This window comes from Streptomyces sp. NBC_00683, from assembly GCF_036226745.1.
In the GTDB taxonomy this organism is placed as follows: Bacteria; Actinomycetota; Actinomycetes; order Streptomycetales; family Streptomycetaceae; genus Streptomyces.
The window spans coordinates 4399782-4420004 of the sequence record NZ_CP109013.1 but is presented as its reverse complement, the minus strand read 5'-3'; the positions used below and the strand labels follow the sequence as shown (position 1 = coordinate 4420004).

Annotated in this window: 17 protein-coding genes; 9 read left to right on the top strand and 8 right to left on the bottom strand. The window is 71.2% G+C overall.

Annotated features, from left to right (window positions below; translation table 11 throughout):
* Positions 1–83 precede the first annotated feature (83 nt).
* Positions 84–515 (top strand): pyridoxamine 5'-phosphate oxidase family protein, encoded by a 432-nt coding sequence (locus tag OG257_RS19825; RefSeq protein ID WP_329209223.1) that lies wholly within the window; start codon positions 84–86, stop codon positions 513–515.
* Positions 516–597: 82 nt separating this feature from the next.
* Entirely contained in the window at positions 598–1596 is a 999-nt protein-coding gene (locus tag OG257_RS19820; protein WP_329215204.1) for a phosphotransferase, read from the top strand.
* 33 nt (positions 1597–1629) lie between these two features.
* On the opposite strand, the gene OG257_RS19815 is transcribed toward OG257_RS19820, so the two are convergent.
* The gene (locus OG257_RS19815) at positions 1630–3198 is read right to left on the bottom strand and encodes a protein kinase domain-containing protein (RefSeq protein WP_329209221.1); all 1569 of its coding nucleotides are present in this window, start codon (positions 3196–3198) and stop codon (positions 1630–1632) included.
* A 292-nt stretch (positions 3199–3490) separates the two neighbouring features.
* Between OG257_RS19815 and OG257_RS19810 the strand changes: the two genes are divergently transcribed.
* The 6 genes from OG257_RS19810 to OG257_RS19785 all read left to right on the top strand — a co-directional run bounded on the left by OG257_RS19810 (position 3491) and on the right by OG257_RS19785 (position 10952).
* Complete coding sequence (locus OG257_RS19810) at positions 3491–5128, top strand: protein kinase domain-containing protein (RefSeq protein ID WP_329209219.1); 1638 nt, start codon at positions 3491–3493, stop codon at positions 5126–5128.
* 406 nt (positions 5129–5534) lie between these two features.
* Complete coding sequence (locus OG257_RS19805; protein WP_329209218.1) at positions 5535–5822, top strand: hypothetical protein; 288 nt, start codon at positions 5535–5537, stop codon at positions 5820–5822.
* 71 nt (positions 5823–5893) lie between these two features.
* Positions 5894–6526, top strand: coding sequence for a PadR family transcriptional regulator (locus OG257_RS19800; protein WP_329209216.1), 633 nt, complete (start codon positions 5894–5896; stop codon positions 6524–6526).
* Between the two features lie 159 nt (positions 6527–6685).
* Positions 6686–7450, top strand: a complete 765-nt coding sequence (locus OG257_RS19795; RefSeq protein ID WP_329209214.1) for an ABC transporter ATP-binding protein — start codon at positions 6686–6688, stop codon at positions 7448–7450.
* Positions 7447–10302 (top strand): FtsX-like permease family protein, encoded by a 2856-nt coding sequence (locus tag OG257_RS19790; protein WP_329209212.1) that lies wholly within the window; start codon positions 7447–7449, stop codon positions 10300–10302. The genes OG257_RS19795 and OG257_RS19790 overlap by 4 nt, the downstream gene beginning before the upstream one ends.
* 101 nt (positions 10303–10403) lie before the next feature.
* Positions 10404–10952 (top strand): bacterial proteasome activator family protein, encoded by a 549-nt coding sequence (locus OG257_RS19785; RefSeq protein WP_329209210.1) that lies wholly within the window; start codon positions 10404–10406, stop codon positions 10950–10952.
* Between the two features lie 200 nt (positions 10953–11152).
* Here OG257_RS19785 and OG257_RS19780 read toward each other — a convergent pair whose 3' ends face one another.
* The 7 genes from OG257_RS19780 to pdhA all read right to left on the bottom strand — a co-directional run bounded on the left by OG257_RS19780 (position 11153) and on the right by pdhA (position 19481).
* The gene (locus OG257_RS19780) at positions 11153–12139 is read right to left on the bottom strand and encodes an NAD(P)H-quinone oxidoreductase (RefSeq protein WP_329209208.1); all 987 of its coding nucleotides are present in this window, start codon (positions 12137–12139) and stop codon (positions 11153–11155) included.
* Positions 12140–12210: 71 nt separating this feature from the next.
* Positions 12211–13353 (bottom strand): potassium channel family protein, encoded by a 1143-nt coding sequence (locus tag OG257_RS19775; RefSeq protein WP_329209206.1) that lies wholly within the window; start codon positions 13351–13353, stop codon positions 12211–12213.
* Positions 13311–14852 carry a molybdopterin molybdotransferase MoeA gene (locus OG257_RS19770; protein WP_329215202.1) on the bottom strand — a complete coding sequence of 514 codons (1542 nt, stop codon included), beginning with the start codon at positions 14850–14852 and terminating at the stop codon, positions 13311–13313. Before OG257_RS19770 ends, OG257_RS19775 begins: the two co-directional genes overlap by 43 nt.
* 95 nt (positions 14853–14947) lie before the next feature.
* Positions 14948–15823, bottom strand: coding sequence for an NTP transferase domain-containing protein (locus OG257_RS19765; protein ID WP_329209205.1), 876 nt, complete (start codon positions 15821–15823; stop codon positions 14948–14950).
* Between the two features lie 57 nt (positions 15824–15880).
* Positions 15881–17299 (bottom strand): dihydrolipoamide acetyltransferase family protein, encoded by a 1419-nt coding sequence (locus OG257_RS19760; protein ID WP_329209203.1) that lies wholly within the window; start codon positions 17297–17299, stop codon positions 15881–15883.
* Positions 17299–18330 carry an alpha-ketoacid dehydrogenase subunit beta gene (locus tag OG257_RS19755; protein ID WP_329209201.1) on the bottom strand — a complete coding sequence of 344 codons (1032 nt, stop codon included), beginning with the start codon at positions 18328–18330 and terminating at the stop codon, positions 17299–17301. The genes OG257_RS19760 and OG257_RS19755 overlap by 1 nt, the downstream gene beginning before the upstream one ends.
* A complete protein-coding gene (gene pdhA / locus OG257_RS19750) occupies positions 18327–19481 on the bottom strand; it encodes a pyruvate dehydrogenase (acetyl-transferring) E1 component subunit alpha (protein ID WP_329209199.1) in 1155 nt (384 codons plus the stop codon). The genes OG257_RS19755 and pdhA overlap by 4 nt, the downstream gene beginning before the upstream one ends.
* Before the next feature lie 212 nt (positions 19482–19693).
* Between pdhA and OG257_RS19745 the strand changes: the two genes are divergently transcribed.
* Positions 19694–20215, top strand: coding sequence for an Lrp/AsnC family transcriptional regulator (locus tag OG257_RS19745; RefSeq protein ID WP_329209197.1), 522 nt, complete (start codon positions 19694–19696; stop codon positions 20213–20215).
* Positions 20216–20223: the final 8 nt, after the last annotated feature.

Genomic DNA, 20223 nt, shown 5'->3' with positions numbered 1-20223 from the left:
CCGCGCGGCCGGGACTTTGGTCCCGGCGCGACCGGGGCGGCCGACTCTTACCCCGCCCCTACAGGTGCCGGAGAGTGGAACGCATGCTTTCTCCCCGCCCCTCCGACGACCTCCATGCCATCGAACTGCTCGGCCGCGTCCGCTACGGCCGGCTGGCCACCAGCATGCGCGCCCTGCCCTTCCTGGCCGTGGCCCGTCACCTGGTGATCGAGGGCCGCGTCGTCCTGCGGATGCACCGGGGACTCGGCTATCACGAGTCCTGCGACGGGAGTGTCATCGCCTACGGGGCGGACAACTTCAACTCCCGGACGGACCGTGCGCCCGACGACGCGGAGGAGCTGTGGTCGGTCCAGTTCACCGGCCCCGCCGAAATCGTGCACCCGACCGCTGACCAGCGAGAACTCTTCGGGACCGGCCCCGCCGAGGTGAACGGCGAGACCTTTGATCCGGTGTTCCTCCGGCTCGATCCGCACGTCGTCCAGATGCACACTCTGAGCTTCGACGCAAGTCAGTGAAACCAGCCACTCAGCGTCACCTAACATGTGGCGAGTGCTGCGCTCATCTGTGACCCTCCCACCTGTTCCGCCGGTCGGCGAGGTGCTGCGCCGCTATCCGGACGCCGGTGAGCCTCTGGCCTGCGAGCCGCTCACCAAAGGCCTGCTCAACCACGGCTACCGGATCTCCACCACCCGCGGTGCGTACTTCCTCAAGCACCACTTGGACAAGCACCACCTCGACGACGCCAGCGGGGACCACGCCACGATCGTCCGGCAGCACCGGGCGACCCAGCAGCTCCACTCCCTCGGTGTACCGGTCGCCCCGCCCCTCGCGGACACAGAGGGTGACACCGTCACGGTGATCGACGGTCAGCACTATGCCCTGCACCCCTGGGTGGACGGCCTCCACCGGGACGGCGCCCAACTGACGACCGCCCAGTCGCAACGGCTCGGGGCGCTCCTCGGAGCCGTACACACGCATCTGGAACAGGTCATGGAGGCGGACCCGCCGCCTCCGGTACGAGGGCAGAGCCCCGACCCCGCCGACACGTTCGCGCTGATCGACGACCTGCTGGCGGCCGCGCGCGGCATGGGACCCCGGGACGCCTTCGACGAGCTCGCCGTGCACCGCCTCGTCGAACGCCGCGCCCTGCTGGAACAGCACGCGCACCGCCGCCCGCCCACCCCGGCGGGGCCGGCCCGGGGCTGGGTGCACGGCGACTTCCATCCGCTGAACCTGCTCTACCGGGGTGCGGACCCCGTCGCGATCGTGGACTGGGACCGGCTGGGCGTGCAGCCCCGTGCCGAGGAGGCCGTACGGGCCGCGGCGATCTTCTTCGTCCGGCCGGACGGGGAACTGGACCTGGAGAAGGTCCGGGCGTACGCGCGCGCCTACCGGCGGTCGGCCGGCGCCGGAGCGGCGGAGCTTGCGGCGGCGGTGCACCGCGTGTGGTGGGAACGGCTCAACGACTTCTGGATACTGCGCTGGCGCTACCGCCTGCACGACCGCAGGGCCGACCCGCAGTTTCCTGCGGTGTCGGCCCTGGCGGTGTGGTGGACGCGGGAGTACGAGGCGGTGTGCGAGGCCTTCACGGGCTGAGGGCCCCGCGGGTGCCTAACGGCCCGCGGCTGCCTACGGGGTGGCGCCTCCGGCGGTATCGCCCGCAGCACCCTCGGCCGCGCCTTCGACTTCACCGCCGCCCGGAGTACCCGGATCCGTGGCGGGATCGGTCGGCTCGGTGGTCGTCCCGCCGTCCCCGCCCTCGTTGGTGTTGCCGTCGGACGTGCCCGTGTTCGTGCCCGGCGAGGACGTGGGCTCGGTCGGCGTCGCCGTCGGCTCGGTCGGCTCGGTGGACGGGGTCCACGTCGGCTCCTTGGTGGGCCAGTTCTGGCCGCCCGTCGAGTCGTCCGGTTCCTCGGTCTCCTCCGTCTCCTCGTCCGTCGGCTCCGGGGAGGCCTCCGACGCGGACGGGGAGACCGAGGTGGACGGGTGGGTCGGTGTCTTCTTGTTGTTCGCGTCGTTGGCCGCGTTGACGGCGAACGCGACACCCGCGCCGATCGCGACCAGGGCCAGCAGGACGAAGAGCCACATCTTGCCGCGCCCGCCGCCGTTGCGGTGCCCGCCGGCGTACGCCCCGTCGTCGGGGTTCATGGGCGGCAGGATCGGGCCCTGCGAGGTGTCCCCGTGCATCGGGTGACCCATCGCCGCCGTACCGCCGCCGATGTTCATCGGCGCGGTGCGGCCGCTGTCGTTCATCACGACCGGGCCGGTGTTCCAGGTGCCCGTGTGACCGCCCTGGACCTGGAGCATCTGCAGGCTGTACTGGACCAGGCCGCGCATCTCCTCGGCGCTCTGGAACCGGTCGTCCGGGTCCTTCGCGAGCGAGCGCATGACGAGGCCGTCCAGCTCCGGCGGCACGCCGTCCGAGACCTCGGAGGGCGGCACCGGAATGTCCTGGACGTGCTGGTACACGACGGACAGAGGCGTCTCACCGGTGAACGGCGGCCGCAGGGCGAGGAGTTCGTAGAGCAGGCAGCCCGTGGCGTACAGGTCGGAACGGTGGTCGACCGCCTTGCCGAGCGCCTGTTCGGGGGAGAGGTACTGGGGCGTACCCATGACCATGCCCGTCTGGGTCATCGTCGACTGGGCGCCGTGCAGCGCACGGGCGATGCCGAAGTCCATCACCTTGACCGCGCCGGAATGCGTGATGATCACGTTCGCGGGCTTGATGTCACGGTGCACGATGCCGTGCTGGTGGGAGTACGCGAGCGCCTCCAGCACCCCCGAGACGATGATCAGCGCCTGCTCGGGCGGCGGGGCCTCGGCGTTGAGCAGCAGATCGCGGATGGTGCGGCCCTCGACCAGCTCCATGACGATGTACGGGACGGTGGCGCCGGCCACGACGTCCTCGCCGGAGTCGTACACGGCGACGATCGCATGGTGGTTGAGGCCCGCGACCGACTGCGCCTCGCGCGTGAAGCGGGCCTTGGAGACCGGGTCCTCGGCGAGGTCGGAACGGAGCAGTTTCACCGCGACCGTGCGTCCCAGACGCACGTCCTCCGCGGCGAGGACCTCGGCCATACCGCCGCGTCCCAGCCGGTGGGTCATGCGGTAACGGCCGTCCCCGACCACGCCGCCGACGATCCCGGAGTCGGTGCCATCCGAAAATCCGCCGCCGTTTGCTTCGGGTTCGGGTGCCATCAGTCCTCGCCGTCGTATCTGTCCGCGCTTCCGCGCGTTCTCACGGTGCCTTGCTGCATTGCCACGTCACGCTACAGCCTCTGCCGGACACACCGGTTCCGAGAGGGACGGGTCATCCAATCGGCTGGCGCGCCGCTCACGCAAATTCCATGCGGTTCCTGTAACGCTTCCGAGACGCTTCTTGTGCGTAGGGTCACGGAACGGGCACCTGGCTTGACGTGTCGGACCCCTCGGGCAGACTTGGCCCGTAATAGGGATCACGCGTCCGTGGGCGCCGAGGGGGATGCAAGTCATGAGCCAGGACGGCGCACACGGCGCACAGGGTCGCTACGCGGGCGGTTCCGTGGCCGGCGGCCGCTACCAGCTGCGCGACCTGCTCGGCGAAGGCGGGATGGCGTCCGTCTACCTCGCGTACGACTCCGCCCTCGACCGCCAGGTCGCGATCAAGACGCTGCACACGGAGCTGGGGCGCGAGCAGTCCTTCCGCGAGCGGTTCCGGCGCGAGGCGCAGGCCGTCGCCAAACTGCAGCACACCAACATCGTCTCGGTGTTCGACACGGGCGAGGACGAGCTCGGCGGCGCGCTGATGCCGTACATCGTCATGGAGTACGTCGAGGGGCAGCCGCTCGGCTCCGTCCTCCAGGCGGACATCCAGAACTACGGCGCGATGCCCGCCGACAAGGCGCTCAAGGTGACGGCCGACGTGCTCGCCGCGCTGGAGACCAGCCACGAAATGGGCCTGGTCCACCGCGACATCAAGCCCGGCAACGTGATGATGACCAAGCGCGGCGTCGTCAAGGTCATGGACTTCGGCATCGCCCGCGCCATGCAGTCGGGCGTCACCTCGATGACCCAGACCGGCATGGTCGTCGGTACGCCCCAGTACCTCTCGCCCGAGCAGGCCCTCGGCCGCGGTGTGGACGCGCGGTCCGACCTCTACTCGGTCGGCATCATGCTCTTCCAGCTGCTCACGGGCCGGATCCCGTTCGAAGCGGACTCCCCGCTCGCCATCGCCTACGCGCATGTGCAGGAGGAGCCGGTCGCACCGTCCAGCATCAACCGGTCGATCACCCCCGCGATGGACGCGCTCGTCGCCCGCGCGCTGAAGAAGAACCCGAACGAGCGCTTCCCCAGCGCCGCCGCGATGCAGGACGAGGTCGTCCGCGTCCTGAGCGCCGGCGCCCATGCGGGCGCTCCCGTGATCATCGGTGGCACCGCCCCGGCGAACAGCGGCTCGGGCGTCGGCTCGGCGGTCTTCCCACCCGTCGACCAGACCACACCCGCACCGCACGGTGTGCAGACGCCGTACCAGCCGCAGCCCCACCAGCAGCACCAGCCCGGCCCGTACGGCCCGGCGACCCCCGCGCCCACTCCGGGTTACGGCTACCCGCAAGCACCTCAGCCGTACGGCACCCACGCGCCCCTGGCACACCAGACGCCGCCCCCGTACACGCTGTCCCACCAGTCCTCGACCGCCGTCAACGGCGGTGGGTCCAAGCGCAACATGCCGGTCGTCGTGGGCTCGATCGTGGTCGCCCTGCTCGCGATCGGCGGCCTGGTCGCCTTCCTGAACATGAAGGACGACACGGACAACGGCAAGGGCGGCGACCCGGACACCAGCGAGTCGACGGTGGCGGGCGAGCACAAGCCGCCGGAGCGGAACCGGACGATGGACACCGAGGACTGCACCGACGCCACGGAGGACACGGACGACCCGGCGAAGGTCCAGGCGCCGAACTTCGTCTACAAGGACATCATCTCGGCGAAGTCCTGCGCCGCCGCCGCAGGCTGGACGGTCAAGGTCATCGAGGTGGAGGGCAACACCTACGCCGAGGACCAGGTCATCGACCAGTTCCCGACCTCGGGTACGGCGGTCGCCGAGCGGGGCGCCCACTTCGAGCTGCGCATCGCGACCGGCGACCCGGCCTGACCTGGCGCGTACGCGGCTGCTGACCGCCCTCGGGGCGCCGGGGGCCGGGTCGCTCCCGGGGATCCAGGGCCGGTCGTCTCCGGACGGGCTACGGGTCGCTCAGGGGCGGGGCGGGGCCTCACTCAGGGGCGGGCCGCCGGTCGTTCTGGTGAGCCGTGTCCGGGATGCCGGACATATCACGCCATGTGACGCTGATCTCATGCCTCCAGGACTCCTGGCTTCACGATCGTCGCGATGCGTGGCCTGTCTGGTGATGGCGGCCGGGGCGGCGCTCGGACCGATCGCCGTGGCGCACGGGGACGGGCGGGGCGTGCAGTCCCCTCCTCAGCGCGTACTTCTCGCGGGACCCCTGGCCGCTCCCGCCGCACCGCCCTCCTCCGCGAGCCCCTCGGCGGAGGAGTCCCCCATGGCTGGGAGACAGGCCGGGGAGGGCCGGGCGCGGCCCGGGCGGTCGCTCTCCCCCATGGAGCTCGCGGACGCCTCGGCCTCCGCCGACGAGGTCCCGCCGGAGGAGGATCCCGTCCCTGCGGTCACACCCCCGCCCGACGCGTTCCCCGAGCCCGGCCGGACCTCCCGCCAGGCACTGGACGAGCCCGCCGTACGTCAGGTGCAGCAGGTGTCGCTCGGGGTGGGAATCGCCCTGGTCGGCCTGGGTCTGGGGTTCCTGGGGCTGCGGTTGCGCCGCGTGAACTGACCGGCCGGCCCACATGCACCGACCGCTTGTGGGGCTTGCACTCGACAACATACTCGGTATACATACTCAGTATGTCGATCCGCCACGGGCTGCTGGCCCTCCTGGAGCGGGGGCCTCGGTACGGCTCCCAGCTCCGTACTGAATTCGAGTCCCGCACCGGTTCCACCTGGCCGCTGAACGTCGGCCAGGTCTACACGACCCTCAGCCGGCTGGAACGCGACGGCATGGTCGCCCAGGACGGTGAGGACGACGCGGGCCACGCGTTGTACTCGATTACCGACGACGGCCGCACCGAGCTGCGGAGCTGGTTCGAGACCCCGGTCGACCGCAGCAACCCGCCCCGGGACGAGCTGGCCATCAAGCTCGCGATGGCGGTCGGGGCGCCCGGCGTCGACATCCGGGCCGTCATCCAGTCCCAGCGCAGCCACACCGTGAAAGCCATGCAGGACTACACCCGGCTCAAGGCCCAGGCACTCGCGGACGTCCCCGCCGACCGCGACGAGGTCGCCTGGCTCCTCGTGGTGGAGCAGCTGATCTTCCAGGCCGAGGCCGAGGCCCGGTGGCTGGACCACTGCGAGTCCCGCCTCGTCCGGCTCGCCGAAGCCGCCGCCACCGAACCCGCTGCCGGACCGGGGTCCACCGCGGCCACCGGCCGCGGAAGCGCCCGCACGGCGGCCTCCCGGCTGCGCGGCACCCGTCGCTGACCACGGACCGCCGCACCCGGACCGCCGACAACGGCCCGCCGACTACGGACCGCCGACACCGACCGCCGGCGCCGGACCGGTGGTGGCAGACCGCCGACCACGCACCGATCCGGCCCGCCCCGACCTTCCGCACGTCGCTCCTAGGGGGAACAACCCACCATGTCCTCGTCCGCACCCTTCCCGTCCTCCGGCCCGCCCGTGGACGCACCCGTCCTCGAACTGAGGGCGCTGACCCGTACCCACGGCTCCGGCATCGCGGAGGTGCACGCCCTGCGCGGCATCAACCTCGCCGTGCACGCGGGGGAGCTCGTCGCCGTGATGGGCCCGTCCGGCTCCGGCAAGTCCACCCTGCTGACCCTGGCCGGCGGTCTCGACACCGCGAGCAGCGGCCAGGTCGTCATCGAGGGCCAGGACATCTCCACGCTCGGCCGCAAGGGCGTCGCCGCCCTGCGCCGGCGCAGCGTCGGCTACGTCTTCCAGGACTACAACCTGATCCCCGCGCTCACCGCCGCGGAGAACATCGCCCTGCCGCGTGAGCTCGACGGCGTATCCGTCCGCAAGGCGCGCAAGGAGGCCCTCGCCTCACTGGAGGAGATGCACCTCACCGAGATCGCCGACCGCTTCCCCGACGAGATGTCCGGCGGCCAGCAGCAGCGTGTCGCCATCGCCCGCGCACTCGTGGGCGACCGCCGCCTCGTGCTCGCCGACGAACCGACCGGCGCTCTCGACTCCGAGACGGGCGAAGCCGTCCTCGCCCTGCTGCGCAACCGCTGCGACGAGGGGGCGGCCGGCGTGATGGTGACGCACGAGCCGCGGTACGCCGCCTGGGCCGACCGTGTCGTCTTCCTCAGGGACGGGTCGATCGTCGACCAGACCCTGTCGTCCGGCGCCGACTCGCTGCTCACCGCAGAGGGTGCCAAGTGAGCGTCTTCACGGGGTGGCGCGCCGCCCTCCGGATCGCCCGGCGCGACGCCCTGAGGTCCAAGGGCCGCAGCGCACTCGTCGTCGCGATGATCGCCCTGCCGGTCCTCGGTGTGACCGCCGCCGATGTCACGTACCGCAGCTCCACCCCGACCGCCGCCGAGAAGCTGACCGCCACGATGGGCTCGGCGGACGCCGTGTTCAGTTCGGCCGGCATGGGGCCCGTCCCTGTCGAGCAGCTGCCCGACCTCAGGACCTACGGCTCACCGCCCGGCGCACCGCAGCCCGACAGCGCCCCGAAGCCCGTCGACGTACGGAGCGCCTTCCCGGAAGGCTCGCGGTACATCACGGAGCAGTCCGTGCCCGCCACGGTCACCACCCGGCACGGCATCGCCAACATCGAGATCGTCGAGCTGCGCACCTCCGACCCGGCTGTCCGCGGCAAGCTCGACCTCGTCGAAGGCACGTACCCGGCAGGCAAGGACGAGGTCGTCGCGACAGAGCACTTCCTCGAGTCGACCGGGCTGCGCATCGGCTCCCGCACGACGCTGAGCGGCCCCGAGCAGACGTACACGATCACCGGCAGCGTCGAGCTGCACAGTGAGCTCGGCGCGAGCAAGCTGTACGCCGATCCGGGTGCGGTCCTCGCACCCTGGACGGCTGCGGCCGCCCGCGACGACAAGATCGTTCCGCCGAACCCCGGAGACACGAAGTGGCTGGTCCAGGGCGCGCCCGGGGCCGGTATCACCTGGTCGGACGTACTCGCGGCCAACAAGAAGGGTGTCCTGGTGCTGTCCCGCCAGGTGGCCCTCGACCCGCCGCCGGACTCCGAGGTGCCGATGGCCGCACGCGCCGGCATGGGCTTCCCCGACGGTTCGGCGGAGCTGAGCGCGGCCGTCGTGACCGTCGTCGCCATGGCGGTCCTCGAGGTCGTCCTGCTGGCCGGCCCCGCGTTCGCGGTCGGCGCGCGCCGCTCGCGCAGGCAGCTCGGCCTTGTCGGAACCTGCGGCGGGGACCGCAGCCAGGTACGGGCGGTGGTGCTGGCCGGGGGTGTGGTGCTCGGCGGATTCGGCGCCGTGTCCGGTGTCGTCGCCGGTCTCGGGCTGACCGTCCTGTTCCGCCCGTTGATCGAGGGCTGGACCGAGAACCGCTTCGGCGAGCTCGAGATCCGCCCCTGGGAGCTGCTGGCGATCGCCGTGATCGGCCTCGTCACCGGGATCCTGGCGGCGCTGGCCCCGGCGATCGTGGCCGGCCGCCAGTCCGTACTGGAATCCCTCACCGGCCGCCGCGGAACACGCCGGAGCTCACGCGTCCTGCCCGCGGTGGGCTGTGTGGCGATGGCGGGCGGCATCGCCGTCGCCGTCATCGGCGGCACCACGGGCAACACGAACCTGGTCGCCGGCGGCTCGGTAGTCGCCGAGCTCGGCGTGCTCGCCTGCATCCCCGTGATCGTGGGCTTCCTGGGCCGGCTCGGCTCCCGGCTCCCGCTCTCCCCGCGGATGGCGCTGCGCGACGCGGCCCGCAACCGGGGCCGCACGGCACCTGCGGTCGCCGCCGTGATGGCCGCGGTCGCGGGCACCGTGGCCATCGCCACGTACACCGCCAGCGTGATGGCCGAGCACGAGTACGACCACATACCCATGCTCACGCCCGGCACAGCGGCGCTCGTGGGCTCCCAGCCGACGGAGGGCGATCAGCTCCCCCTGGCCCGTGCCGCCGTCGAGCGGAACCTTGCCGTCAGCGGCGGCCGTGCCGACTTCGGACGTGTCTGGGCGGGCTCGGACTGCTCCGTCTACTACGAGGAGGAGGACGGCTGCGGCACACTCGAGATGGTCAAGCCGACCGGCAAGGGCCACAGCTGCCCGCTTCAGGGACCGGGAGCCAGGAAACTTGCCGAAGGGCTCTCGGCCGGTGCCCACAAGAAGCTGATGGGCTCCCCCGCCTGCGTCGACGAGTACATCCAGGCGTACTCGTTCGATTCGGGCATCGCCAAGATCGTCGTGGGAGACGCTTCCGTACTGACCTCGTACGTGAAACTCGACGACCCCGAGGCCGCCAGGGCCCTGGCGGACGGCACCCCGGTACTGCTCAACCCGGCGTACGCGGAGAACGGCCAGGTCACCCTGAAGTCCGTCCACACGTACAACGAGCGCGACACCGAGAACCGGAAGCTGCACCCGGGCACGGCCAGGACCACCACGGACCGGATCAAGGTGTACGTCGCGCCCGGGAAGTACGCCGCCACTCCCGGGATCCGCATGATCCTGCCGAAGAAGACCGCGGACCGGCTCGGACTGCACACCCAGGACTACGGCAGCATCTACACCGTCACGCACACCCCCACGGACGCCGAGCAGCAGGCGCTGCAGGCAGCGTTCGCACAGGCCGGGGACGCCGCCTTCCTCCAGACGGAGCAGGGGGCGGAATCCCGGGACGAGGATGTGATCCTGCTGATCCTCGCCCTCTTCGCGGGCGTGGTGACCCTGGGCGCGGCCGCCATCACGACCGGCCTCGCCAAGGCCGACGCGGAGGCCGACCTCACCACGCTCAGCGCGGTGGGCGCGCCCCCGGGCGTACGGCGTTCCCTCTCCGGCTTCCAGTGCCTGGTGGTAGCGCTCACCGGTGTACTGCTCGGCACGGTGGCCGGCATCGTGCCCGCGGTGTCGCTGCGCCTGATCGACCTGCGCGAGGCGATGGCGGCCATGCGCAAGGAGCCCATGGACTCCGCGTACACGCCGATCGTGCTGCCGTGGGAGACCATCGGGCTGCTGGCCCTGGTCGTGCCCGTCCTGGCCGGGCTGCTCGCCGCCGCGTTCGCCGGGTCGCGGCTGAAACTGGCCCGCCGCGCGGGGTGAACGCCCGCTGACCGGCTGTTCCGGTGCCCCCGGAAAGGGTGGATCATCCCTTCCCGGGGGCACCACCGTGATGTGGAGCAGGTATACGAGACAATGGCGGCATGGAGATGCCGAGGAATGACCGGTCGCAGGAGCACCCTCAAGTCCTTGTGGTGGGACAGGACGGAATGGCTATCGGCGGCGGTGGCAGTGACGACGAGTCGCGCGAGGTCCCGGTGACGGAGATGGTCGAACAGCCCGCGAAGGTCATGCGCATCGGCAGCATGATCAAGCAGCTCCTTGAGGAGGTCAGGGCGGCTCCTCTCGACGAGGCGAGCCGGGTCAGGCTCAAGGAGATCCACGCGAGTTCGGTGAAGGAGCTCGAGGACGGGCTCGCGCCGGAGCTGGTGGAGGAGCTGGAACGGCTCTCGCTGCCGTTCACCGAGGAGTCGGTCCCGTCCGAGGCCGAGCTGAGGATTGCGCAGGCCCAGTTGGTGGGCTGGCTGGAGGGCCTGTTCCACGGCATCCAGACGGCCCTGTTCGCCCAGCAGATGGCGGCCCGTGCGCAGCTGGAGCAGATGCGACGCGCCCTGCCTCCGGGCGTGGGCCACGAGGACGAGGAAGGCGGCACGGACCCGCACGGCCCGGCCCGATCCGGCCCGTATCTGTAGGCCCTGCCTTCGTCATCCCGACCTCAGGTCGCCGAGCGCATAACGCGCAGGGGCCCGGCACACGTGGTGTGTGCCGGGCCCCTGCGCGTGGGCGGCGCCTCGGTGTTCGGCGTTCCGTGCCAGGTGCTCGGTGTTCGGCGTTCCGTGCCAGGTGTTCGGCGTTCCGTGCCAGGTGCTCGTTGCCAGGCCGTACGCCGGTGTCAGGCGCCCGGTGCGAGCAGGAGAACCTTGCCGATGTGCGCGCTCGACTCCAGCACCCGGTGGGCCTCCGCGGCGTCCGCCATCGGCACCGTGCGGTCCACGACCGGCCGGACGACACCCTGGCCGATCAGCGGCCAGACATGTTCCCGTACGGCTGCGACGATCGCGGTCTTCTCCGCGAGCGGACGGCCGCGCAGAGAGGTGGCCGTGACGGCAGCGCGCTTGCTCAGCAGGGCGCCGAGGTTCAGTTCACCCTTGACGCCGCCCTGGAGGCCGATGATCGCCAGCCTGCCGTTGACGGCCAGGGCCCGCACGTTCCGGTCCAGGTACTTGGCCCCGACGATGTCGAGGATGACGTCGGCACCCGTACCGTCCGTCGCCTTGCGCAGCTCCTCGACGAAATCCTGCTCGCGGTAGTCGATGAGGATGTCGGCGCCGAGTTCCTGACAGCGTGCCAGCTTCTCCGCCCCGCCCGCGGTCACCGCGACGCGCGCGCCGACGGCCTTCGCGAGCTGGATCGCCATCGTGCCGATCCCACTGGACCCGCCGTGGACCAGCAGCGTCTCGCCGGGGCGGAGATGGGCGACCATGAAGACGTTGGACCAGACCGTGGCCGTCACCTCGGGCAGCGCGGCGGCCGTCACCAGGTCCACGCCCTCGGGCACGGGCAACAGCTGCCCGGTCGGCACGGCGACCTTCTCCGCGTAGCCACCGCCCGCCAGCAGCCCGCACACTTCGTCACCCACCGACCAACCGGTCACACCCGGCCCGAGGGCGGCTACGCGGCCCGCGCACTCCAGGCCGGGGTAGGGAGAAGCACCGGGCGGAGGGTTGTAGAAGCCCTGCCGCTGCAGGACGTCGGCCCGGTTGACGGCGCTGGAAACGACCTCGACGAGGACCTCTCCCTCGCCGGGTACGGGATCGGGGACCTCGGCCCATACGAGCGCCTCGGGGCCACCGGGTTCGGGGATCGTGATCGCATGCATGGCCGCGAGGCTACTCCGCTCCGCCCGGCGAACGCGGCACACGCACACGGCACGGTCCCGGGGGAGAGGCCCTAGGAACGCTGGTTGGACTGCGGCGGTTGATTCATGGGCGGGACATGAAGGGGGGTGGCGCGCACGATCGTGATCACCCGGTCCGTCAACTGCAGGGGGCTGGCCGCCGGATCGTCGTACCCGAGCAGCCTGTGGCCGCGCAGCACACTCACCACGAGGTCCTCGGTCTCCCGGACGCTCTTGCCCACCTCGGCCTTTATCACCGGCCGTTCGACGAGATCGAGACCACTGCCCTGCTGAATGAGGTCCTCCATCACCGTGCCCGCACTGGGGCTGAGCACGGAGAGTCCCAGCAGACGGCCGGCCGCGCTCGCGCTGGTGATCACGGCGTCGGCGCCGGACTGGCGCAGCAGAGGCGCGTTCTCCTCCTCGCGCACGGCGGCGACGATCTTCGCACCCCGGTTGAGCTGACGCGCGGTCAGCGCGACCAGTACGGCCGTGTCGTCGCGCTGGGTGGCGATGATGATCTGACGCGCTTTCTGGACCTCTGCCCGCAGCAGTACATCGCTGCGTGTCGCATCGCCCAGCACTCCGACGAAGCCTTCGGCATTGGCCGCTTCGATCACCTTGCCGGCCGGGTCGACGATGACGATCTGGTCCTTCTTGAGACCCGTGGCGCAGAGCGTCTGGATTGCCGAACGGCCCTTGGTACCGAAGCCGACGACAACTGTGTGTTCACGCAAGTTGGTTCTCCAACGGTTCAGCCGGAAGTCCTCCCGGGTCCGTTCCGTCAGGACCTCGAGGGTGGTGCCGACCAGGATGATCAGGAAGAGCACGCGCAACGGCGTCACCAGCAGCACATTGACCAGCCGGGCCGTCTCGCTGTACGGGACGATATCGCCGTATCCGGTCGTCGACAGTGTCACCGTCGCGTAGTAGACGGCGTCGAGGAGATCGACGTTCCCGTCGGCGTTGTCGTGGTACCCGTCCTGGTCGATCCAGACGATGAAGACCGTGGTGGCCAGCACCGTCAGAGCCATCGCCAGCCGTTTGGCGACCTGGCGCAGCGGCCTGTCGACGACCCGTCGGGGCAGGAGCACCCGAGTGGGGACGACATGCTCGTCCGCGCGCCTGGCCATCGCGTCCTGGCCCGGAAGTTTCACGTGAAACACCCTTCCGTCCACGGCGTCGCCGAGGCCCACGGTAGATCGAGGATCTCCACCTCGGTGCCGGACCGTACCCCGCCGGGCGGCACAACGGCCAGTCCGTCAGCAGCGGCGATCCCACGCAACATCGCAGGTCCGTTGTAATGCAGGGGAACGACGTGATCCGTGCCGCCCGCGCTGTCCGCACGATGGACCACCGGGACGAGCCGGGTGTCGTGCGGATGCCCGTGCACCTCGCCCCGCACTGTCGCCCGGTACGGATCCTGAGCGGCTCGTCCGGCGATCCCCCGGAGCAGGGGCTCGGCCAGGGTGAGCAGTCCGGACACGGCGGCGAGCGGGTTGCCGGGCAGCCCCACCACATAGGGGCCGCCGTCGGCCTGCCGGGCAAGGAGCATGGGGTGCCCCGGGCGCACGGCCACCCCGTCGACCAGCAGCTCGGCCCCCGTCTCGGCCAGGACCGGGTGGACATGGTCGACCGGCCCGGCGGCGGTGCCACCGGTGGTGAGGATCAGATCGGCGTCCGAGGTGGCGAGGGCGTGCCGGAGCGCCTGCGCGTCGTCGCCCAGGCGTTGAGGCTCGGTCACCTCGGCTCCCAGGGTGCGAAGCCAGGGCGCGAGCATGGGGCCCAGTGCGTCCCGGATCAGCCCGTCGTGCGGAAGCCCGGCGTTGAGGAGCTCGTCGCCGAGAACGAACACGTCCACGCGGGGCCGGGGTACGGCAACGAGGGCGTCGTACCCCGCGGCGGCTGCCAGCCCCAGCACGGGAGGGGTGACCAGGGTGCCGACGGGCAGGAGCTGGTCGCCGGAGCGGCACTCCTGACCGCGGGGCCTGATGTCCTGTCCGGGGACGACCTCGCGCGTCGCGTGGAGCAGCCCCTTGGCCTCGTCACTGCGGGCGTGTTCGCTGCGGATGACCGCGGTGGCGTCCACCGGAATGCGGGCCCCGGTGGCAATCCGTACCGCTTCACCGTCGGGGAGGAGTGCCGGCGTGCTGCGTCCGGCGAGCAGTCCTTCACCCGTGCGTACGGTCCACGGACCCGGTCCGGCAACGGCCCAGCCATCCATTGCGGACGTGTCGAAGGACGGCAGATCGGTGAGCGCCACAACCGCCTCGGCCAGGACGTGGCCGAGCGCCCGGTCAAGGGGGAGACGGTGGGCGGCCAGGGGTGCGGCGCGGCCCAGGCGTTCGGCCAGAGCGCGGGCTTCGGCCCAGGGGGTGCTGTGGGCGCGGGTCCGGCGGGCCTGCGTGGAGGGGGAGACGCGCGTGGCTGCCGAGCCTCGGGGGAGACTCGGGGAGTCCGGGGGTGTGTCGCTGGGAGGCTGGTCTCCCGAGGGCTGTGAGGCGGAGGACTCCGCCTTGCCCGGGTCCGACGGCGAAGACTGCTCCGGCGGGGAGGACAGGCCCCCTGCGCGGGCCGGATCCGGTGTCGGGTGCGCGGCCTGTGGCTGCCGCCCCACGAGAGCCAGGGCCTGCTCGACGGCGCGCTCCTCTTCAGCGGCCCGCGCCTCCTCCACCGACACTTCCCCCACCGACATCGACGAAGCCCGGCCCGCGTCGGGGGCCGGGGTTCCGGACCGGTCGTCCGTACGTCCGGAGGGCAAGGGGCCCCCGTCGTCGCCTCCGAGTGCCGTCATGGCGTGCCGGCCCCGTTACCGCTCCCCGCCTCTTCCTCCCATCGGAGGGCGAGCGCGGTGGCCTTCCTGGCGGCCTCCGCCACCGCTTCGGCCGCGGCCTCCGGGCTCGCGCCGCTGCTCGCCTTCGCCGCCGCGTACCCCACCAGGAAGGTGGTCAGAGGTGCGGCAGGTCTGGCGACACCATGGGCGGCATCACGGGCGAGGTCGAGCAGAACGCCGGTGTCGACGTCGAGTTCGATGCCCAGTTCGTCCTTGACTGCGTTGATCCATTCATCCAGCACGGTCCCATGCTCCCTGATGCGCGCCCTGGCGGCAGCAATGTCTTCCCAGGTGTCGCAGTCGAACGAGGCCAGAGGACCGGCCTCGACCCGGACCAGGTCCAGCTCGCCCGTCAGCAGCCGCAGCGGCAGACCGGCAAGACTGCCGTGCTCGGTGGCGAGAAGTGCCAGCTCGCGGCGCAGCGGCTCGGCGCGATAGACCGCGACGAGCGGCTGGTCACGCCCGTCCGGGTCGGTGCACAGGGCGCCTTCGTGGGATCCCGTCGCGGCAGCGGCCAGCAGCGAACCGACGGTTGTCTCCCCCAGGAACGGCAGATCCGCGGAGAGCACCAGAACGCTCTCCGCGGACGTGTGCCGCATCCCTGCACCGAGCGCGGCCAACGGCCCGCCGCCCGGTGGTACTTCGCGCGTCCAGGTGACCGGGCGCGCGGTGGGCCTTCGCCCTCCCACCACTACGGTGGCCCCGGCGTCGGCGCAGACGCCGAGCACCCGGTCGAGCAGCGCCCGGCCGCCCACCCGGACCCCGGGCTTGTCGGCTCCCCCGAGCCGTTTGGCGGCCCCTCCGGCAAGAACGATGGCGTCATACGCGGTCATGCTCCGAGTATGCGTGCCACCCGGCCCCACCGATCCCGTGGGGGGATCCCTGTCCGGTTACAGCGTGCGCAGCAGAACCGCCGGCTGCTCCACGCAGTCGGCCACGTACCGCAGGAATCCGCCGGCCGTCCCGCCGTCGCAGACCCGGTGGTCGAACGTCAGCGAGAGCTGGACGACCTGGCGGACCGCCAGCTCGCCCTGGTGCACCCACGGCTTGGGCACGATCCGGCCGACCCCGAGCATGGCCGCCTCGGGGTGGTTGATGATCGGTGTCGACCCGTCCACGCCGAACACCCCGTAGTTGTTCAGAGTGAACGTCCCGCCGGTCAGATCCGCCGGGGTCAGCTTCCCCGTCCGCGCCACCTCGGTCAGCCGGGAGATCTCCGCGCCGACCGACTCCACATTCCGGGAGTGCGCGTTCCGGACGACCGGAACAACGAGCCCCCGCTCGGTCTGGGCAGCGAAACCCAGATGGACCTCGGACAGCCGGACGATCTCCCGGGCCTCGGTGTCCACAGTCGAGTTGAGCTCGGGGAACCGGGCCAGAGCCGCCGTGCAGATGCGCGCCAGCAGGGCGAGCACCGACACCTTGGGCGCCGCGGCGGAGCCACCGGCCTTGTTCATCGCGGCCCTCGCCGCCATCAACTCGGTGGCATCGGCGTCGACCCAGCACGTGGCATCGGGAATCTCGCGCCGACTGCGCGCCAGCTTGTCGGCGACGGCACCACGGACCCCGCGCAACGCAATCCGCTCACCCGCCTGACGGGACGCCGAACCGGCCGCCGGACGAGACGCCGGAGCCTCAGCGGCAACCTGCTCCTCCTCCGCAACCTTGATCGCGGATTCGACATCGGTACGCAGGATCAGCCCGTCCCGCCCGGAACCCGCCACCAGCCGGAGATCGAGACCGTGCTGCCGCGCGAGCTTGCGAACGAGAGGAGAGATGACCGCCACGGGCCCCCGCACCTCCTCCGCGGCAGGAACCGGAGGCTCAACCGGAGCCTTGGCCGGAGCCGAAGCCGGAGCCGTGGCTGTGGCCGTACTCGTGGCCGCGGCAGAGAACGACGCGGGCCGGACCCGGCGGCGGCGTGCGGCAGGTGCGCCGGTGCCGTAGCCCACGAGCACATTGCCGGACGCCGAATCGTTGCCGGACGCCGGCTCGGTCTCCGTCGCGCCACGGGATCCGGACGAGGAACCGGAAGCCGGGTCCTGTCCCGTCACCGGCTCCTGCGAGCCGACGGCCACCGTCAGCAGCGGCGCACCGACCGGAAGTTCCGCACCCTCCTCGCCGAACCTCGCCGTCACGACACCCCCGTAGGGGCACGGCACCTCCACCATCGCCTTGGCCGTCTCGACCTCGACGACCGGCTGGTCGATGGCGACGACATCGCCGACCTCCACCAGCCAGCGCACGATCTCCGCCTCGGTCAGCCCCTCACCGAGGTCGGGAAGCCTGAACTCGAACACCTGCGGCATCAGTTGTCCGCCTCCCACTGAAGACGGGCCACCGCGTCGAGCACCCGGTCCACGCCCGGCAGATGGTGGCGCTCCTGCATGGGGGGCGGATACGGGATGTCGAACCCGGCCACCCTCAGCACCGGCGCTTCCAGGTGGTGGAAGCACCGCTCGGTGACCCGGGCTGCGATCTCTCCACCCGGACCGCCGAAACCGGAGGACTCGTGGACGACCACAGCACGGCCCGTACGCCGTACCGAAGCTGCGACGGTCTCGTCGTCGAACGGCACCAGCGAACGCAGGTCCACGACCTCGAGGTCCCAGCCCTCGGCCGTGGCGGCCTCCGCGGCTTCCATGCACACCGGCAGCGACGGCCCGTACGTGATCAAGGTCGCGCTGCGCCCGGAGCGGCGGACGACGGCCCGCCCGATCGGCTCGACCGCGGCAGGCGCATCCGGCGACCACGCGGCCTTCGACCAGTAGAGCCGCTTCGGCTCCAGGAAGACCACCGGATCGTCGGAGGCGATCGATTCCCTCAGCAGCCCGTACGCGTCCTCGACCGTGGCCGGCATGACGACGTGCAGACCGGGCGTCGCCATGTAGTACGCCTCCGAGGAGTCGCTGTGGTGCTCGACCCCGCCGATCCCGCCGCCGTACGGCACCCGGACCGTGATCGGCAGCGGCATGGCTCCCCGGGTCCGGTTCCTCATCTTCGCGACATGGCTGATCAGCTGCTCGAACGCCGGATAGGCGAACGCGTCGAACTGCATCTCCACGACGGGCCGCAGCCCGTACATCGCCATACCGACCGCCGCGCCGAGGATTCCCGCCTCGGCCAGCGGCGTATCCGTACAGCGGTCGTCGCCGAACTCCTTCGCCAGACCGTCCGTGACTCGGAAGACACCGCCGAGTGTGCCGACGTCCTCACCGAGCACGTGCACGGTCGGGTCCTCGGCCATCGAGTCACGCAGCGCACGGCCGAGCGCCTGCGCCATGGTGGCCGGCTTGGCCGTGCCCGCCCGCTCGCCGGCCATCGTCGCCACCGTCGTCATCGACCTTCCTCCGCGCCGCTCTCGCCGTGCTCGGCGTCCAGCTCGACCCTCAAACGGGCCGCCTGCTCACGCAACTGCTCGGTCTGTTCCTCGTAGACATGGGCGAACAGGTCCATCGGATCGAGCACCGGATCAGCGTTCATCTGCTCGCGCAATCCCGCCGCCATGCGTTCCGCCGCCTCCCGCACCGTCCCGATACCGTCCTCGTCCAGCAGCCCGCGCCCGGTCAGCTCCCGCTCCAGCAGCCGGATCGGATCGTGCGCACGCCACGCCTCCACCTCGCTGTCCACGCGGTACCGGGTGGCGTCGTCGGCGTTCGTATGGGCTTCCATGCGGTACGTGACGGCCTCGACCAGCGTCGGCCCTCCACCACGCCTGGCCCGCGCCACCGCCTCGCCGAGGACCTGGTGCACGGCTGCCGCGTCGTTTCCGTCGACCAGGCGGCCCGGCATGCCGTACCCCACGGCCTTGTGCGCCAGGGACGGCGCCGCCGTCTGCTTGGCCAGCGGCACGGAGATGGCAAAGCCGTTGTTCTGCACGAGGAAGACGACCGGCGCCCGCCAGACTGCCGCGAAATTGAGCGCCTCGTGGAAATCGCCCTCGCTCGTCCCGCCGTCACCGACCATGGCGAGCGCCACCACGTCGTCGCCCTTGAGCCGCGCCGCGTGGGCCAGACCCACGGCATGCGGCAACTGGGTGGCCAGCGGGGTGCACAGCGGGGCGATGCGGTGCTCACGCGGGTCGTAACCGGTGTGCCGGTCCCCCCGCAGCAGGGTCAGCGCCTCCACCGGGTCGAGACCGCGCGCCACGGCGGCGAGCGTGTCCCGGTAGCTGGGAAACAGCCAGTCACGCTCCTCCAGCACGAGCGCCGCCGCGATCTCGCACGCCTCCTGACCGGTGCTCGACGGATACACCGCGAGCCTGCCCTGCTTGGTCAGAGCCGTGGCCTGCGTGTTGTACCGGCGGCCTCGCACCAGCTCCCCGTAGAGCCGGAGCAGCAGCTCGGGGTCCACGTCGGCCGCGGCGTCCGTACCGAGCACGCGGTACGGCTCGGGGTCCGGGAGCAGCGGCGCGGGGTCGGTGAGCGGCTTCCAGGCCGGGGGCGGCGTGGGCCTGTAGGCGGCTGCGCCGGGCAGCTCTTGGACCGTCATGACAAGCACCTCCTGGCATCGAGATACATCGAGGGGTGTTCGAAATCTTCAGGAATGTCAAGGAATAGGCGGGGCACCGGTGTGGTGTGCCTCACCTACCGATTGTTCGGTCGTGGGCGCATTTTGGCTACAGGCACCGTCAGCCTGTGGACAAACGGTTCTCCACAGCCTGGGATAGAGACAGGTCGTCCACAACAGGGAGGCACGGGCAGATGGCAGCTGAACAAATGGCCGACAGGGGCGAGGGCGCCGGCCAGGTTCCGCCCGCGCGGCCGCTGGACGCCATCGACCGCGACATCCTCCGCATCCTGCAGACGGACGGCCGCGCATCCGTACGGGCTGTCGCCGAACGCGTCCACGTGTCGCGGGCCAACGCCTACGCACGGATCAACCGCCTCGTCGAGGACGGCGTCATCCGCGGCTTCAGCGCACGGGTGAATCACGAGCGGGCGGGGCAGGGCGCCTCCGCGTACATCACGCTCAAGATCGTCCAGAACTCCTGGCGCACCGTGCGCGAACAGCTCCAGGCCTTGCCGGGAGCCACCCACATCGCCCTGGTCAGCGGCGACTTCGATGTCCTGCTCCTGGTCCACACCCCGGACAACCGGGCGCTGCGCGAACTGGTCCTGACCAGGATCCAGTCCATACCTGAGGTGCTCTCCACCCGCACCCTGCTGGTGTTCGAGGAGACCGACCTGGGCCCCCGCCCGGACCGCACGGCGGAGCTCACCTAGGGTCCTCC

What these genes read in the sequence shown, in the direction of transcription:
- OG257_RS19810 (WP_329209219.1), top strand. Translation starts at nt 3,491, where the DNA reads ATGAGCCAGGACGGCGCACACGGCGCACAGGGTCGCTACGCGGGCGGT.
- OG257_RS19765 (WP_329209205.1), bottom strand. Translation starts at nt 15,823, where the DNA reads ATGACCGCGTATGACGCCATCGTTCTTGCCGGAGGGGCCGCCAAACGG.
- OG257_RS19760 (WP_329209203.1), bottom strand. Translation starts at nt 17,299, where the DNA reads ATGCCGCAGGTGTTCGAGTTCAGGCTTCCCGACCTCGGTGAGGGGCTG.
- OG257_RS19755 (WP_329209201.1), bottom strand. Translation starts at nt 18,330, where the DNA reads ATGACGACGGTGGCGACGATGGCCGGCGAGCGGGCGGGCACGGCCAAG.
- OG257_RS19805 (WP_329209218.1), top strand. Translation starts at nt 5,535, where the DNA reads ATGGCTGGGAGACAGGCCGGGGAGGGCCGGGCGCGGCCCGGGCGGTCG.
- pdhA (WP_329209199.1), bottom strand. Translation starts at nt 19,481, where the DNA reads ATGACGGTCCAAGAGCTGCCCGGCGCAGCCGCCTACAGGCCCACGCCG.
- OG257_RS19815 (WP_329209221.1), bottom strand. Translation starts at nt 3,198, where the DNA reads ATGGCACCCGAACCCGAAGCAAACGGCGGCGGATTTTCGGATGGCACC.
- OG257_RS19795 (WP_329209214.1), top strand. Translation starts at nt 6,686, where the DNA reads ATGTCCTCGTCCGCACCCTTCCCGTCCTCCGGCCCGCCCGTGGACGCA.
- OG257_RS19785 (WP_329209210.1), top strand. Translation starts at nt 10,404, where the DNA reads ATGGAGATGCCGAGGAATGACCGGTCGCAGGAGCACCCTCAAGTCCTT.
- OG257_RS19745 (WP_329209197.1), top strand. Translation starts at nt 19,694, where the DNA reads ATGGCAGCTGAACAAATGGCCGACAGGGGCGAGGGCGCCGGCCAGGTT.
- OG257_RS19780 (WP_329209208.1), bottom strand. Translation starts at nt 12,139, where the DNA reads ATGCATGCGATCACGATCCCCGAACCCGGTGGCCCCGAGGCGCTCGTA.
- OG257_RS19825 (WP_329209223.1), top strand. Translation starts at nt 84, where the DNA reads ATGCTTTCTCCCCGCCCCTCCGACGACCTCCATGCCATCGAACTGCTC.
- OG257_RS19800 (WP_329209216.1), top strand. Translation starts at nt 5,894, where the DNA reads ATGTCGATCCGCCACGGGCTGCTGGCCCTCCTGGAGCGGGGGCCTCGG.
- OG257_RS19770 (WP_329215202.1), bottom strand. Translation starts at nt 14,852, where the DNA reads ATGTCGGTGGGGGAAGTGTCGGTGGAGGAGGCGCGGGCCGCTGAAGAG.